13 protein-coding genes and 1 rRNA gene are annotated in these 16,709 nt (G+C 45.8%); 9 read left to right on the top strand and 5 right to left on the bottom strand.

The features are described 5' to 3' along the window. The 6 genes from L5L77_RS21765 to L5L77_RS21740 all read left to right on the top strand — a co-directional run. Window positions 1–3,847 (top strand): Ig-like domain-containing protein (locus tag L5L77_RS21765; protein ID WP_263223409.1); only part of this gene is annotated, 3,847 nt, incomplete at its 5' end. 236 nt (window positions 3,848–4,083) lie between these two features. Beyond that, complete coding sequence (gene nudE / locus L5L77_RS21760; RefSeq protein ID WP_263185004.1) at window positions 4,084–4,665, top strand: ADP compounds hydrolase NudE; 582 nt, start codon at window positions 4,084–4,086, stop codon at window positions 4,663–4,665. Window positions 4,666–4,785: 120 nt separating this feature from the next. Next, a complete protein-coding gene (gene cysQ / locus L5L77_RS21755) occupies window positions 4,786–5,598 on the top strand; it encodes a 3'(2'),5'-bisphosphate nucleotidase CysQ (RefSeq protein ID WP_198573335.1) in 813 nt (270 codons plus the stop codon). Window positions 5,599–5,605: 7 nt separating this feature from the next. Then, a complete protein-coding gene (locus L5L77_RS21750; protein WP_168826985.1) occupies window positions 5,606–6,049 on the top strand; it encodes a GNAT family N-acetyltransferase in 444 nt (147 codons plus the stop codon). Window positions 6,050–6,366: 317 nt separating this feature from the next. Continuing rightward, complete coding sequence (locus L5L77_RS21745; protein WP_263175856.1) at window positions 6,367–6,978, top strand: TetR/AcrR family transcriptional regulator; 612 nt, start codon at window positions 6,367–6,369, stop codon at window positions 6,976–6,978. Then, entirely contained in the window at window positions 6,969–8,831 is a 1,863-nt protein-coding gene (locus L5L77_RS21740; protein WP_113941562.1) for an MFS transporter, read from the top strand. The genes L5L77_RS21745 and L5L77_RS21740 overlap by 10 nt, the downstream gene beginning before the upstream one ends. Window positions 8,832–8,904: 73 nt before the next feature. Here L5L77_RS21740 and mnmH read toward each other — a convergent pair whose 3' ends face one another. The 3 genes from mnmH to L5L77_RS21725 form a co-directional block, all read right to left on the bottom strand. Then, window positions 8,905–10,011, bottom strand: coding sequence for a tRNA 2-selenouridine(34) synthase MnmH (gene mnmH / locus L5L77_RS21735; RefSeq protein WP_263185002.1), 1,107 nt, complete (start codon window positions 10,009–10,011; stop codon window positions 8,905–8,907). After that, window positions 10,011–11,069: a selenide, water dikinase SelD gene (gene selD / locus L5L77_RS21730; protein ID WP_263185001.1), complete on the bottom strand. Its 1,059-nt coding sequence runs from the start codon at window positions 11,067–11,069 to the stop codon at window positions 10,011–10,013. The genes mnmH and selD overlap by 1 nt, the downstream gene beginning before the upstream one ends. A 95-nt stretch (window positions 11,070–11,164) precedes the next feature. Next, entirely contained in the window at window positions 11,165–12,271 is a 1,107-nt protein-coding gene (locus tag L5L77_RS21725) for an acyl-CoA desaturase (RefSeq protein ID WP_028759426.1), read from the bottom strand. 144 nt (window positions 12,272–12,415) lie between these two features. Here L5L77_RS21725 and fabR point away from each other — a divergent pair, with 144 nt between their 5' ends. After that, window positions 12,416–13,030 carry an HTH-type transcriptional repressor FabR gene (fabR, locus tag L5L77_RS21720; RefSeq protein ID WP_105251021.1) on the top strand — a complete coding sequence of 205 codons (615 nt, stop codon included), beginning with the start codon at window positions 12,416–12,418 and terminating at the stop codon, window positions 13,028–13,030. Window positions 13,031–13,137: 107 nt separating this feature from the next. Here fabR and trmA read toward each other — a convergent pair whose 3' ends face one another. Then, a complete protein-coding gene (gene trmA, locus L5L77_RS21715; RefSeq protein ID WP_263193337.1) occupies window positions 13,138–14,235 on the bottom strand; it encodes a tRNA (uridine(54)-C5)-methyltransferase TrmA in 1,098 nt (365 codons plus the stop codon). A 222-nt stretch (window positions 14,236–14,457) separates the two neighbouring features. Here trmA and murI point away from each other — a divergent pair, with 222 nt between their 5' ends. Further along, window positions 14,458–15,282 carry a glutamate racemase gene (gene murI / locus L5L77_RS21710; protein WP_263193334.1) on the top strand — a complete coding sequence of 275 codons (825 nt, stop codon included), beginning with the start codon at window positions 14,458–14,460 and terminating at the stop codon, window positions 15,280–15,282. 36 nt (window positions 15,283–15,318) lie between these two features. Here murI and L5L77_RS21705 read toward each other — a convergent pair whose 3' ends face one another. Further along, window positions 15,319–15,780, bottom strand: coding sequence for an RNA-binding protein (locus tag L5L77_RS21705; RefSeq protein WP_113941557.1), 462 nt, complete (start codon window positions 15,778–15,780; stop codon window positions 15,319–15,321). A 701-nt stretch (window positions 15,781–16,481) separates the two neighbouring features. Here L5L77_RS21705 and L5L77_RS21700 point away from each other — a divergent pair. Further along, window positions 16,482–16,709: ribosomal RNA gene (locus tag L5L77_RS21700) — 16S ribosomal RNA — on the top strand; the annotation flags it as partial.

Below are 16,709 nucleotides of genomic sequence, written 5' to 3'. Positions count from 1 at the left end.
GCAGTCCTTTAGCATTACAGTGACAAACGTCAACGATGCGCCAACGATTAGTTCGATGGCGATGACGGCGGCAACCCAAGATGTCGCGTACAGCTACACCTTGACTGCAATTGATTCTGATGTGGGTGATGTATTAACGCTGAGTGCCATCAATAAACCGAGTTGGTTAAGTTTCAACTCGATGACAGGTTTGCTCAGTGGTACGCCGAGCAATGCGGATGTGGGCAGTCACGCTGTCACCTTACGAGTGACGGACACAGATGGCTTAACGGCTGAGCAGTCCTTTAGCATCACGGTGACAAACGTCAACGATGCGCCGACGATTAGTTCGACGGCGGTGACGGCGGCAACCCAAGATGCGGCGTACAGTTACAACTTAGTGGCCAGCGACTCCGATACTGGCGACAGCTTAACCTTGAGCGCAGTGACCAAACCAAGCTGGTTGAGTTTCAACGCGGCGACGGGTTTACTCAGTGGCACGCCGAGCAATACGGATGTGGGCAGTCACGCTGTCACCTTACGAGTGACGGACACAGATGGCTTAACGGCTGAGCAGTCCTTTAGCATTACAGTGACGAACGTCAACGATGCGCCTGTTGCGACGAGTGCAAGTGTGACCTTAGAGGAAGATAGCTCTGTGATGATCACGTTTACTGGGGAGGATGCAGATAGTGATCCTCTTACCTATGAAGTGGTGAGCCAACCTGAGTCGGGCACTTTGGAGCAGCATGGAACTGTATGGTTATACGCACCGGAGAAAGATTTCAACGGTGCAGATCAGATAAGCTTTATTGCTAAGGATGCTGAACTGAGTTCTGAGCCTGCAACTATCACCATGAATGTCACACCAGTGAATGATGACCCACAAGCTGTAGATGATCATTACACTCTAGCCAGCACCGCGGATGATAAATACACACTACCTGCGCTAGAGAATGATGTTGATGTGGACGGTGATACTTTGACTATCGATGGCGCGGCAGCAGACATAGGTAGTGTGCAGATTACTGCTGATGGACTCATATTTACTGCCCCTGCAGCTTATGTTGGTCCGGTCGCACTTCGTTATACCATTAGTGATGGTCAGAAAGGGCGCGCAAGTGCAAAAGTCAACTTACTGGTAGAAGGTGGGGAGGCTGACAATTTACCTGTTATTACTGTACCTAGTGATGTTGAGGTTAATGCAACAGGCTTGTTCACTCGGGTGGATCTAGGGTTTGCGAAGGCCGTCGATCGTAATGGTCATCCACTGCCCGTTTCTTTGGTCGATAAGCGTTTATTCTTTGCCCCTGGTAGTTATCTTGCTTACTGGCAAGCCGTAGATCGTGATGGTAACAAAGCGACTAAGGCTCAGAAAGTAAAAGTGCATCCATTAATTTCCTTGAGTAAAGATCAAGTCGTGGGAGAGGGCAATGAGGTTGTTGTTAGTATTCACTTAAACGGTGTAGCGCCTGAGTATCCAATATCAGTTCCTTATACGGTTGCAGGTTCCGCGGACAGCAATGATCATGACTTAGTCGATGCGGTAGTGGAGATTACTTCAGGTACATTGGCCCATATTCACTTTAGAACCATAGAGGATGGGGAAGTTGAGGCTGAAGAAGATGTGTTGATCAGCCTAGATCCAAGTTTGAATTTAGGCAGTAAGAAGCAAACACAAGTGTCGATCACTGAGGCTAACATTGCCCCGAGTGTGACTCTTGAGGTGACTCAAGCGGGTGAACGTCAGTTGATCGTGGCACAAAATGGTGGCGAGGTTCATATTCATGCGCAGATTAGCGATGCTAACATGAACGATACTTTGACATCTGTATGGTCGAGTGGCGCGCTGAACTTGCAGTCCGATGATGAGGGGATGTTCTTCTTGCCAACAGAGATCTTGCCGGGCATTTATCCTGTGAGCTTGACTGTGACGGATAGCGGCTTACCCGCGCTGTCTACCACGGAGAAAGTTTATATTGTTGTGCGCCCATCTCTGCCGGCTCTGACTGGGACTGATACCGACGGTGATTTGATCCCTGATAACCAAGAGGGATTTACCGATACAGACCGCGATGGCATTCCAGATTACTTGGATGCAATCAATGAGTGTAACGTGATGCCTGAAGGTGAGTTGCAGCCTGTGTACTTCTTGGCAGAGGGGCAAGCGGGCGTGTGCTTACGCTTAGGTAATATTGCACTGATGCAAGAGCAAAGTGGTATTCAACTATTACCTAATCTGGTTCCTGAAGACAGTATCGCGGCCAATGTGGGGGGGATTTTTGACTTCATTGCTACAGGACTACCGCAACAAGGGCAGAGTTACAGTCTGGTGATACCACAACGTTCGCCAGTTCCTGCCAATGCAGTATATCGTAAGTATCAAGCCCAAAATGGTTGGAAGGATTTTGTGATTGATGCGCGCAATAGTGTCGCCAGTAGTGAAGGCGAGCGTGGTTTCTGCCCTCCTCCTGGAGATAATCGTTGGACTTCTGGATTAACTGAAGGCCATTGGTGTGTTCAGTTAACCATAGAAGATGGTGGGCCAAACGATGACGATGGCGTCGCTAACCGAACCATTGTCGACCCAAGTGGCGTGTCAGTAATACTCAATGGTAACCATTTACCTGTGGCGAACCCAGATACGGCTTCTTTACCTTGGAATCAGAGTCTCGATGTCGATGTGCTCGCCAATGATACGGATAGCGATGGTGATGCCTTGACGGTAACACAAGTCACCAGTGAGTTCGGAACCGTAGTTATCTTGGCTAATCAGCAGTTAAGTTACACGCCAGCAACCGATTTCATCGGTACAGATGTGCTGGTGTATAGCATTACCGATGGTAAAGGTGGTACTGCGAGTAGTGAGTTGACTGTGATTGTTAATGGCAATACGGCACCTACGACAGTGAACGATAGTGCTGCCATAGATGACAGAACGAGCTTGTTACTCGATGTGTTGAGTAATGACAGTGATCCCGATGGCAACGTTTTAACCTTAGTCAGCGCAACCGCGCAGCAAGGAACGGTTTCTGTTGAGTCTAATAAACTACGTTATATCCCTAAAACTGGATTTGATGGAGTAGATACTGTGAGTTATCAGATTAGTGATGGATTGGGCGGCGAAGCAACTGGGCAAGCGTTAATCACAGTTAAGGCATACCAAGATGTGGTGATAGATAACAAGTCGGGTGGAGGCAGTATGTCCTTATGGGCATTAGGTTTGATTCTTACAATGGGATTAATTCGCCGTAAGGAATTACATAAATTAGTCTTGGGCGCTGTGTTGCTCGCAGGCTCCGTTAATCAAGCAAATGCGGCTGATAACTGGTATGTCGAGGGATTTGTCGGGCAAGCTCAGGTTGATAGCAGCAGGCGAGATCTACAGCCACAAGCGGGGACAGGCTTTGTAACATCGGTTGATGATAAAGATACTGCTTTGGGTGTGAGTATCGGTTATCAATGGACTCCCTTTGTTGCCATCGAATTAGGCTATGCCGACTTTGGTAATGGGACTGCGAGGATTGAGGGCGCAAGTCTCACCCCTGAGCAATATCATGAGCAGGTCAAAGCCGTGACGCCAGTACTGGCCGATGGTGTCATTCTGGGATTACGTTTCACTTTACTCCAACATGAAGCTTGGCGGTTTGAAGTACCCATCGGATTGTTTAGGTGGCAAGCGGATATCAGTAGCACTATGGGCAATAGTCGTTTAACTACAGAGCTTGATGGTACAGATTGGTATGCGGGCGTGCGTTTTAGCTATCAATTTACTGAGTCATGGTCTGTAGGTTTGGGATATCAATATGTGGATATCGAGCCTAATGATTTCCTCAGTTACCAGCTCAATCTACGATATCAATTTTAAGCGTTAGCATATCAAAAGGGGCATTCGCCCCTTTTTACTATCCAATAAAAACATCATATTTGAGAATATTTTGAAGGTGTTCACTTAAGGCTGGGCTGGGTTTGTGATGCATATCGCAAAGGATTTGTGGCTTACCAATAGGAGCATGTAATAAATTCAGGTTGTAGATTAAAGACAGGATAGTAAGATTGTCACTTACCTTATTTAATTTATCGCTTTTTTATCCAGAGGCAGTTATGTCGCAACGGCAGAATAAGCCGGAAATATTGCATACCGAAGTTGTCGCGAGAAGCCGATTATTTCAAATTGAGCAAGTGCATCTTAAGTTCTCCAATGGTGTAGAGCGCCAATATGAGCGCATGAAAGGCGGTAGTCGTGGCGCTGTGATGATAGTGCCTATTCATCAAGGGAAAATGCTACTGGCACGCGAATATGCTGCAGGAACTGATAATTACGAACTCGGTTTCCCAAAAGGTTTGATCGATCCCGGTGAGACAGCAATAGAAGCTGCTAATCGTGAATTACAGGAAGAAATTGGCTTTGGATCGAATAAGCTCACCTTACTGAAAGAACTCAGCCTAGCTCCGGGTTATTTCTCTAGTAAGATGCAAATTTTTCTTGCAGAAGATCTGTATGAGAGTCGCCTTGAAGGTGATGAGCCTGAGCCAATTGATGTGGTGCCTTGGGCGCTCGCCGATTGGGAAGCCTTGCTCGATGATGTCGATTTTTCTGAATCCCGTAGTGTGAGCGCGTTGTTTTTGGCGCAAAAATATTTATACCTAAACATCCAGACGATGCAGGGTTTAAAGGGCATTTAACGCACTGAAACTCGTATCTTCAGGTAGCTTGGGTATATAACTTAAATAATCTTTTTCCTTTTAAGCGTTCAGAGTTTGCACGCTTGCAAAACATTCGCTCAGCAGGCGATTGGAGTTGTTATGAAGCCAGAAGAGTTGATCGACGAAGTTATTGCGATTGCGACCGATGCAGGGATAACTATCCGTGACATTTATCTCAAAGGTAATTTTGAGCGAGAAATGAAGTCTGACAATACCCCTGTCACTTCCGCAGATTTAGCGGCGAACAAGATCATTTGTGACCGATTGACCGCCTTAACGCCTGATATTCCTGTGTTATCTGAAGAAGCCGCCGACATTCCGTTGAATGTGCGTGAATCTTGGAAGCGCTATTGGTTGGTGGATCCGCTCGATGGTACGGGGGAGTTTATCGCCGGCAGTGGTGATTTTTCAGTCATTATTGCGCTGGTGGAACACAATCGTCCCGTGATGGGTGTAGTTTATGTGCCTATGACGCAAGTGTGTTATTACGCTATTGCTGGTTTAGGGGCGTACAAGCGCACGGATAAACAAGAAGTGCGTATTAGCAGTCGCCAAATTGAGCACCGTGAAAAGGTATCCCTAAGATTAGCCGTAAGTCGCCGTCAGGACCCTCAATCTGTGTTGACCCTATTCAACCATCCCAAACACTGCGAGTTAGTCGTGATGGGGGGCGCAGCGTTAAAGAGTTGTCTTGTCGCCGAAGGTCGTGCTGATTGTTATGTACGAGTCGGACCAACGGGTGAGTGGGACACGGGAGCGGCGCAAATTATCGTCGAGGAAGCGGGTGGACAGCTGATGGATACTGAGCTGCAACCGTTAACCTACAATGAGCGCGAGAGCTTAGAAAACCCTAACTTCATCGTAGTTGGCGCACCCAACTTAGAGTGGGATAAGATTTTAATAGGTGAATGATTTTCAAATGCAGTCTATACGTCCGGTGTTAAAGTCAGAGTTATTCGCAGTTTATCAGCTCGAACAGGCCATTTTTGGTGAGCACAGCTATCCTGATTTCTTCTTCCGTCAGGGATTTGATTGTTGGCCAGAGCAATTTTTAGTGGCCGTGGATGCAGATAATCAGCTACAAGGCTATTTGCTCAGTGCCCAGAGTAGCGATCCTAACTGCATGTGGATATTATCTGTCGCAGTGAGTGAAAATGCTCGCGGGAAGGGATTCGGCAAACGTTTGATCCAACAATGTTTAGCCGAGTTGCCAGTGTCAGTTGAGCGGGTGTGTTTAACCGTTGATCCGAGTAACCCTGCCCATGGCTTATATCAGCATTTAGGTTTCATTGATTCAACTTTTGAGGCCGATTATTTTGGCGATGGCGCAGATAGGGTTGTGATGACTTATCGCAGGCCTTAAATCGCGTGCTTATCTTTGAACCAAAGATTATCCTCAAATAAAAATCACCTTTGAATTAAGAACGATTTTTAAATCAAAATAATGGACGGTGTGCTGACTGAGCGCGCCGTTTTTTATGCTCTTTTAGGTGATGTCATCCCACAGAGTCCTGTTCGGCTTGCTGAGGGAGTCTAATTCGAGTGCCTATCTTTATCCATCATCTTCAATAATATCCTTCATTATTTACCCTCTTCTGTACGTAAAACAAACTTATTTTGAACGTTGTTTTTTATTTTAACTGCTGTTAGTCTCTTGCTATTCAACAGGGGATGAGACCAATGGCCAGACGAAAAGAACACAGCCATGATGAAATTCGCGCGATGGCAATACAAGCGGCAACGGAGTTACTGATAGATCAAGGTGCCATAGGGCTCAGCTTACGCAAAGTGGCCAGCCAAATTGGTTATGTCCCTAGTACCTTGATCAATATTTTCGGCAGCTACAACTATTTATTACTGGCGGTTTCTGAGTCAACGCTTAGGACTTTGCACGATCGATTGACGGGTGTTCGTGCGGCCGACAGTTTAGGTAAAATTATTGCAATGGCGTGGGAGTATAGTCAATTCGCCCATGAGCAGCGCCAAGCTTTCAAGCTGGTTTTTGAGCTGCAATTACTCGATTCTGAACCCTTGCCTGAATCGCAAGGGCAATTGATTGCGGGGTTATTTACTCTGATTGAGCGTGAATTGGCGCAACTATTTCCCGAGGTTACGCCGGTGCAGCATCTCAGTATGAGCCGGGTATTATGGGGGGGTATTCATGGGCTGACCTCTCTGTCACTCGATAATAAGCTCTTCGCTGAGTCATTATCACTGCGGGATTTACTCAAGAGTCACGTACAAGCTTATTTACAAGGAATGGGTTACCAGAAGGAACTATCATGCTGCTAACAAAACGTTTTTTACCCTATTTTGCGACTCAGTGCTTAGGCGCATTGAATGACAACATCTATAAAAATGTGTTGCTGTTATTAGTGACCTTTAGCCAAGTGAAAGACCTACCCATAAGCGTCGATATGTTTGTGAACTTGGCGGCTGGGGTGTTCATTTTGCCATTTTTCCTCTTTTCGGCCCATGCGGGTGTTGTCGCCGATAATATGGATAAGGCTAAACTCATTCGCCGATTGAAACTACTCGAAGTCATCATCATGTTTAGCGCCGCGATTGCGATTCTGAGTGAGAGCTACATGATGATGTTATTACTGTTATTTTTAACGGGTAGCCAGTCAGCATACTTCGGTCCGGTTAAATATTCCTTGTTACCCCAAGCGTTGAAAGAGGACGAGTTAGTCACAGGCAACGCTTGGGTTGAAATGGGCACTTTTCTCTCTATTCTGGTGGGCACTTTGAGTGCGGGGATCTTGGTTTCTGATGAAAACGGTACGCTTTGGTCGGCGATTACTGTTGCTGTATTAGCCTTTGCAGGATATTTATCGAGCCGAGCGATTCCTGCATTACCACCGCAGGGCGTCATTGAAAAAATACGTTTCAGGCCGTTATCGGGCACTTGGCGTAGCATCAAAAAAGCCCGTCAAACGCCTTCAATCTGGATGGCTATCCTCGCTATCAGTTGGTTTTGGTTTTTAGGCGCGACCTATCTGACTCAGTTTCCTAACTTTGCTAAGCTGCATTTGCATTCTGGTGCGACTGTGGTGTCATTATTATTAGGTATGTTTTCCATCGGGATTGCCGTTGGCTCCTTCGTTTGTGAACGTTTCTCCTACGGCCATGTGGAACTCGGTTTGCTGCCATTTGGGGTATTGGGATTAACTATCTTTGGTGTCGATTTGCTTTGGGCTATTCCACCTGCGCCAGTGGATGCTGGTTTTGTCTATGGATTAAAGGCCTTTATTGGCGAGTCGCAACATTATCGGGTGATGCTGGATTTCTTTATGATCGGCGTTAGCGGTGGCTTGTTTATCGTCCCCCTGTATGCGTTTATTCAATCTCGTTCGCCTAAGGGCGAATGTGCTCAGGCGATTGCTGCCAATAACATTATGAACTCATTGTTTATGGTGGTTTCGGCACTGTTATCTATGCTGTTGCTGGGCGTTGCAGGTTGGACTATTCCACAGTTATTTCTGCTACTCGCCGTGATGAATGCTGTAGTCGCGCTCTATGTTTATTCACAAGTACCAGAATTTACACAACGATTTATCAGTTACTTACTCAGTCATGTCATGTATCGAGTGACAGTCACAGGCCGAGAGAAAATTCCAAAGGAAGGGGCTGGCATCATAGTCTGTAACCATGTGAGTTATGTGGATGCATTGATTATTATGGGAGCGTCGACACGGCCAATCCGCTTTGTGATGGATAAATCCATCAGCGAAATTCCTCTGTTGAAGTATTTGTTCCGCCATGCAGGTGTGATCCCTATCTGTTCGCCTAAGCAAAGTGAAGAGACCTATAATCGTGCCTTCGAGGCGATTCATGAAGCGCTCGCCAATGACGAGTTGGTATGTATTTTTCCTGAGGGTCGACTCACACCTGACGGTGAACTTGGCGATTTTCGTCCCGGAATTGATAAGATTTTGGCCAGAGATCCAGTGCCAGTCATTCCTATGGCGCTGCACGGATTATGGGGATCTTACTTCAGCCACAAGGGCGGACATGCTTTGGCTAAAATGCCCAAGCGTTTTTGGTCAAGGGTGTCGGTGGATTTAACGGATGCCGTCGATGGTAAGCTTGCGAATAAGGAATCTTTGAGAGTCCAAGTGGCGAGCCTGCTGGGCAAGTCTTAAATTCGTTAAGGTATGAAATAAAGTGAAGTGATAACCGCGAAGCAAATGTTCGCGGTTATTTTAGGGTGGCGATTTATCGTGTTTGATAGCTATCCAGCCACTCATGCATGGCTTGGTGCGAACCTTTAAAAAGAACACGTTCGGACTTTTTCTGTAATTGGTATTGATACATAGGATCGTAATACTTGTGCAATAACAGGTTTATCCAGACTAAGTGCAGCGAAGTGTCATTCTGGTTGATTTGTTGATCGAGGGCTTGTTGCATCAAATCTTGCAGTTCTAGATGTTGTTTTCCGCCTAGACGTTTGCGAATGCTCACTAAACTGTGCAATAGATATTCGCTAAATGCCGCTAAACCTGCTTCTGGCCCTAGGCGCTCACAGAAGCCGCTATACATTTTATGCACATATTCATAGCGTAAGCGTTCGAGCCTCGCATCGTCCGACTCTTCTAGCACTAAAACATTAGCGGCTTGCATGGCATTGTAAAATGTCTGCGGCAGCGCCGAACGCCCAATCAGGAAGCTTTCATCCTCGAGCAGTAAACACGCCGCGCCACTTGTTTGGTGCTGTAGCAAGGCAATGGCGAGTTGATTTTCAAAGTTAATCTGTGTTGGCTGTGGGTCGATATTCTTTCCAAAACTAGAGCCTCTGTGATTGGCTATCCCTTCAAGATCAACCGCTTCTTTACGCTGTAGTAGAAAATCGGTTTTACCGCAGCCCGTCATCCCGCTCAAACTCAATAACGGTTGCTGAGTCGGTGTCGCTTCAATCACGCCAATCAGATATTGGCGCATGGCCTTATAGCCACCCTGAATATAGGGGACTTCGATCCCCGCTTCTTTGAGCCATTGCTGAGTGAGTTGCGAGCGCAGGCCGCCGCGAAAGCAATAAAGGTAAGCATTAGGATTGGCTTTAACATAGCTAGCCCAAGCCTCGATTCTCTGTTGCTTGATGGGACCATTCACCAGTGAATGACCTAATGCAATCGCGGCTTGCTGACCAAATTGCTTATAACAAGTACCGACTTTTTCCCTTTCACTATCCAGCATCAAGGGCAAGTTGGTCGAGTTGGGAAACGCGCCCCGAGTGAACTCTATGGGCGCTCGCACATCCATCATCGGATGTTGGTTGAGGAAAATTTCCCTATATTGCTCTGCGGCTACAATAGCGCTTGGCATCAGCACAACACCACATTCGCTGCAGTGGTCGGTGTTTCCAGTGACCCAATGCAGATTGGGGTTATGTGGTTCGCATCGAGTAGGGCAATTAATTCCGCTTCAGCTGCGGCCGAGACGGCAACTAACAGGCCACCACTGGTTTGCGGATCGCACAGTATCGCTTTTTGATGCTCGCTGAGCTCAGGGAGATGCTCGCCATAACTGTCGTAATTACGGTGAGTTCCGCCAGGAACACAACCTAAGGCCAAATAATTTAAGGCGCGTGGTAACAATGGCACTGCATCAAATTTAAGCTTCGCAGTGAGGTTGGCGCCTTGGCACATTTCGAGTAAGTGTCCTGCCAGTCCAAAACCTGTGACATCAGTCAGGGCATTTACACCGCTAATTTTTGCAATGGTCGCGCCTATAGTATTGAGTTGACACATAGCATTTACCGCAATGAGGCTATCTTCATCGCGGAGTTTTTTCTGTTTTTGCGCTGTGGTTAAAATACCAATGCCGATAGGTTTAGTGAGATATAAACGATCGCCGGCTTTAGCGGTATCATTCTGTTTTAAATCACTTAAGGCAATTTGCCCGGTAACCGCGAGACCAAAAATAGGTTCGGGTGCGTCTATGCTATGACCACCGGCTAGCATGATCCCTGCTTCCATGCAGGCTTGTCTGCCGCCATCGACCACTTGCTGTGCGATTTCTGCGGGTAGTTTATTGATTGGCCAACCTAAAATTGCAATCGCCATAATAGGCGTGCCGCCCATGGCATAAATATCGCTGATCGCATTGGTCGCTGCGATACGACCGAAGGTGAATGGATCGTCAACAATTGGCATAAAAAAATCGGTAGTGCTAATGATGCCTATGTCATCATTGAGTTTGTACACTGCAGCATCGTCGCGGCTCTGATTGCCAACCAGCAGATTTGGATCGGTAAATACAGGTAATTGCGAGGCTAAGATAGTGCTGAGCACTTTAGGGGATATTTTGCAGCCACAACCTGCGCCATGACTATATTCTGTTAGCTTGATTGATTCTGGGAGTATAACTGGGGAATCTGACATGATCTCAACAGCCTATTTAAGTGATTAAGGCATCATCATAATCAGATACAGCCACCATGCAAGGTGGCCGTATGACTTTCGGGCAGAATTGTGGCTTAGCTATAAGTTGCGGTCAGGCTGCGCCAATGTTTTTGCTGGACTAAGAAACGCGCCTTTAGCTCTTCAACTTGTTGCAATAGTTGCTGATCGACAAGTTGTTTACGCTTGGCCTCAAGCAAGGTTTTCTGTGCTTGATAGTAATCCATTAAGTGCAGCTTTAATAACTCATACTCTGCTTGGATTTTTTCAATAATTTCATCAGCATTAGGCAGGTTATTAACCTTCCGCTTGGTACGTAATAACTGCATCTGTAAGCGTGCGCTCTCGATACGTTCCTGTGGACTCGTACGCAAATCCTTAGCTAATCCCAACCAAGATAATGACTTAATCAACCATTTGGTTGGATCGTAGTGCCACCATTTAATGCCATTACGATAGTCATTTTCGAAAATATGATGGAAATTATGATAACCCTCACCGTAGGTCAACATGGCCAAGAAGCCATTATCGCGGGCGGTATTCTTATCGGTATAAGGCTGACTGCCCCACACGTGGGCTAAAGAGTTGATAAAGAAAGTGCAGTGATGCACCACCACTAAACGCAATAAACCCGCCATCAATAACATAGACAGCACGTCACCATTGAGCCAGCCAAGCAGTGCTGGCAGTCCAATGTTCATCAGCAAAACGAGTGCGAGGTAATGTTTGTGTTGCCACATGACAATACGGTCATTTTGCAGATCACGCACATTTTGATAATCGTGATAGCGTTGCGACTGATACTCACGCAGCATCCAACCGATATGGCTGTACCAGAATCCCATTTTGGCTGAGTACGGGTCCTTGTCGTTATCATCTACGTGCTTGTGGTGGACTCTGTGATCAGATGCCCAGTGCAATGCACTGTTTTGTAATGCTAAAGCACCACCAAGGGCATATATAAAACGCACCGCCGGATGGGCTTTATAGGCCTTGTGTGACCAGAGTCTGTGATAACCCGCGGTGATTGACAGGCCACTGGCAAAGGCTAAAACAATAAAAGCGATCCATTCACTGGCACCATAGCCATGAACAATACCGCGCCATGGAACTAAAATTACTGCACTGAGGAAAGTGATGGCAAACAGACTGACATTAAGCCAGATGATAGGGGGTTTTTTCATTATAGGTTTCCAAAATTCGCTTTTGAGCGTACATCTGTAAGCTAATTTAGCTTAGCTATATTGTTTGGTCAAGGACGATAGGGCTGTGTTTAATGCCTAAAAGCGGTATTATCGCGTTATTACATTCAGTTAGCGGATTTAAGAATGGGTATTAGAGCACAGCAAAAAGAGAAAACTCGCAGAGCTTTAGTCGATGCGGCCTTTAATCAGCTAAGTGCTGAGCGCAGTTTCTCAAGTCTGAGTTTACGAGAAGTTGCTCGGGAAGCTAATATCGCGCCGACATCTTTTTATCGCCATTTTAAAGATATGAACGAACTCGGTCTTACTATGGTTGACGAGGGCGGGTTAACCCTAAGGCAGATGATGCGTAAAGGCCGTCAGCGAGCTGAAGTGGGTGGCAGTGTGATCCGTATTTCTGTTGATACTTTTATGGAAGTGCTTGATTCTAATCCAAACGTATTCCGTATCTTATTGCATGAACGTTCAGGAACCTCCGCAGCGTTTCGTGCGGCGGTTGCCCGCGAAATTGAACATTTTATTTCTGAATTGGCTCATTATACCGAAGCTAAAGCGGGTCGAACCCCCTTGCTAGCCCGTGCACAGGCTGAAGCTTTAGTGACACTGGTGTTTAATGCCGGCGCTTCCGCATTAGATATGAAACGGGCTGACCGCAAAATTCTTGCCGATCAATTAGTCATGCAATTGCGCATGGTCGCCAAAGGCGCCGAGGCTTTGCAGCATAAGGTTGAACACCGCTAATCTGAGTGAGATGCAGATTCACTAAAATAATGGAGCCTAAGGCTCCATTATTTTTAGCGAATTTACGTTTAAGTGTTCTGCAGTCGAGCTCAGTGTATCTGAAGTGATTAACGACGCTCGAGTAGTACACCCGTTTCCATGTGATCTGTATAAGGGAACTGATCAAACAAGGCAAAGCGGGTCACCTTATGGGTTTCGTTCAGTTGTTGCAGGTTATCTTTTAAGGTTTCTGGGTTGCAGGATATATACAAAATCCGCTCATAACCTTGGACTAACGCCAGCGTATCAGGATCAATCCCCGCGCGTGGTGGGTCGACAAAAATGGTGTTGCAAACATAGCTGTCAAGATCGATACCTTCTAAACGTCTAAAGCTGCGTTTCTTCGCCATGGCATCGCTAAAGTCTTCGGCTGACATACGAATAATCTGCAGATTACCAATACCATTCACTTCGATATTGTATTGTGCCGCATCGACTGAAGGCTTAGCGAGTTCGGTGGCTAATACGCGATTAAAGTTTTGCGCCAGTGCGATAGAAAAGTTGCCATTACCACAGTAGAGCTCGAGTAAATCCCCCTTACTGTTTTGAGTCGCATCGATAGCCCACTCCAGCATTTTTACGGAAACTTTGGCATTGGGTTGAGTAAAGCTGTTTTCGATTTGCTTATATAAGAAGGTTTTATCATTTACTTGTAATGACTCAACCACAAAGTCTTTATCTAAATCGATTTTTTGCTTACGGGCACGGCCGATGATGTTGACGTTAAACTGGCTACTTAACTTGGCTTTCAGTGCAGTCGCATCGGCGCGCCATTGGTCATCAAGCTGCCTGTGATATAGCAAAGACACTAAGATCTCGCCGCTTAAAGTCGACAAAAAATCCACTTGGAACAGTTTGTGCCTTAGACTCGGATTCGGTTTCAGCTCGGCGATTAAGGCAGACATCATTTGATTGATGAGCACGCTAGCTGGTAAGTATTGATCGCAACGTACCTTCTCATTCAATACTTTATCGAACATGTAATAGTATAAGTCTTCACCATCATGCCACATGCGGAATTCGGCGCGCATACGGTAGTTAGCTGGCTCTGAGGCAAAAACTTCAACACTCGGTGTTTCAAATTGGGCAAAGGCTTGTTCTAGCTTGATACGCTTGTGTTCTAACTGCGCATCATAAGTCTGAGGGTCCATTGCTGCTAAGTTCATTGTTTGATTCACCGTTGCTGTAAATTGGGGCGCAAATATTATACTAGGTGACACGAATGTCCAGTATCTTGCTTTTGCGGTTTTCGCAAAGCTATGGGAAAATCCGCGTACTTGAATGTGGTTCTATGGTATTTGGCTGGATTCCGTCGGTAAAGCAGCCATCGAATCGTTAATGCGTCCAATCTGTATAGTTTATTTATATATCCGAAACTGGAGATTCGCTTGTCGCGACCTATATTAGTGTTTGATTCTGGGATTGGTGGTCTATCTGTACTGGCTGAAATCCGCAAGAGTTTGCCCCATAGCGACTATTGCTATCTTTTCGACAACGCTAGGTTGCCCTATGGGGAGCTGGAAGAGCAGGTATTAATTTCTGGCTGTGTCGAATTAGTATGCGATCTAGTGGCTCGTACCAATGCAATGATAGTGGTCGTTGCCTGCAATACTGCAAGTACTGTTGTGTTACCGGCATTACGTGCACATCTTTCAGTCCCTGTCGTAGGTGTTGTCCCCGCCATTAAACCCGCCGCTCTAATGTCTAAGAGTAAACGTATTGGACTCTTGGCTACACCAGGCACAGTTAAGCGTCATTATACCCATGAACTCATCAGCCAATTTGCTGATGATTGCCATGTCGAACTCTTTGGTTGCTCTGAATTAGTGATGATGGCAGAACAAAAAGTGGCGACTGGAATGTTGGATATGCATAGATTGGCACAGTTACTCGCACCAGTCGTTGCCGCACAATTGGATGTTCTCGTACTAGGTTGCACTCATTTCCCTATGATCAAAGCTGAATTACAACAAGTTCTCGGTGCGGGCGTAAAACTAATGGATTCTGGCGCTGCTATTGCTAAGCGAGTTGTCACTCTTTTAACGCAACAGAATCTTATTGTGGAAGAGCACAGAGTAACAGATGAGAGAGAAGCTGTAAGGGAGTCAGTTATGCAAGCTTTCTATACTAAGGTGGGAATCAGCGAAGGGTTAACAACAACATTAATTGATTGTGGCTTTTCAACTATCGAACGAATCACCACAACCAACTAAATTACAAAATAAAGCAAAACAGTTTAAGCGGTAATGCTACTCGTCTGTCCCTGTACGGTCGGCAGCTTCCGAATCTTGTGTTTTTGCTTCTCTTACTTTTAAGGTTCTTTCTTGGAAACTATAGTCATTCAGTTTAACCATGGCTTTCTGAGCGCCTGATTCTGACATTTCCACAAAACCAAAACCTTTACGACGACCCGTCTTACGATCTCTGACTAAACGCACAGAGTTTACTGGACCAAATTCGCCAAATAATACTTTTACTTCACCCTCATGAACACGATAAGGCAGGTTACCTACATATAAGGTCATAGTAGGGCCAACATATTGTTCTTCTGAAGCATGAGATGATGAAGTCTCTGGAACAAATTTAAAAACAAGACTTGCAATGATAGCGCCAGCGACAAAAGCAATAGCTGATAATGGCGTTGCGAACTGAGATAGTGCTACTGCGCCAATAATGGCGACAATCAAGACAATAAGAAATGACTTTTGCATAAGAATGCTCTCTGATGAATGGGAAATTGATAAATAACTGTTAACAGCAAGTATATGGTAATGAATTATTTACTTTTACACTAGACCATTGCTGAAATATTGAGCGTGAATTATCAATTATTAGATAAAAAACCTTACTTATCTCCGATAAATAGAGCTTATAAGCTAAAAAATGGACATAACGTTTAAAATATCGACGTGCGATTCAATGATCGATAAAAAGCCCTTGCGGACTTTCTCAATCTCCCTATAATGCGCATCCACTGACAGGGCAGACAGCGTAACGCAAGTTAAGCAAAGAAAGCCAAGCAGTTAATCGGTTAGCAAGCTAAACGATGAGTGTTGAGAAAGTTGAAAAAACTACTTGACGCACTAACGGGAATGCGTAGAATACGCAGCCCTGACCCGCTGAAAACTCAGTGTGTGGTCAACGCTCTTTAACAATTTATCAAGCAAATCTGTGTGGACACTCACAGGTGTTGAGTTAATCGAAACTGCTTAACCTTAGGGTTGGCAGTCAAAAATTTAAATCAATGTTTTCAAGTCATTCTCCTTAGCGGGAAGCATGATTGAGTGTTCATAGTAATATGTACATACAGTAATGTATGAATTGAAACGCGATGTTTCTTAGTGAGCAAAGCGAATCAAAACAGTAGAATTCATTGAGCCGCTGAAGTCGTAAGACGGAAGCAACAAAACTTTAATTGAAGAGTTTGATCATGGCTCAGATTGAACGCTGGCGGCAGGCCTAACACATGCAAGTCGAGCGGCAGCACAAGGGAGTTTACTCCTGAGGTGGCGAGCGGCGGACGGGTGAGTAATGCCTAGGGATCTGCCCAGTCGAGGGGGATAACAGTTGGAAACGACTGCTAATACCGCATACGCCCTACGGGGGAAAGGAGGGGACCTTCGGGCCTTCCGCGATTGGA

This window comes from Shewanella sp. SM29, assembly GCF_025654245.1.
GTDB classification, from domain to species: Bacteria; Pseudomonadota; Gammaproteobacteria; order Enterobacterales; family Shewanellaceae; genus Shewanella; species Shewanella oncorhynchi.
Note: the sequence above shows the minus strand (reverse complement) of the source record. Positions and strands in the feature narration are given on the sequence as shown.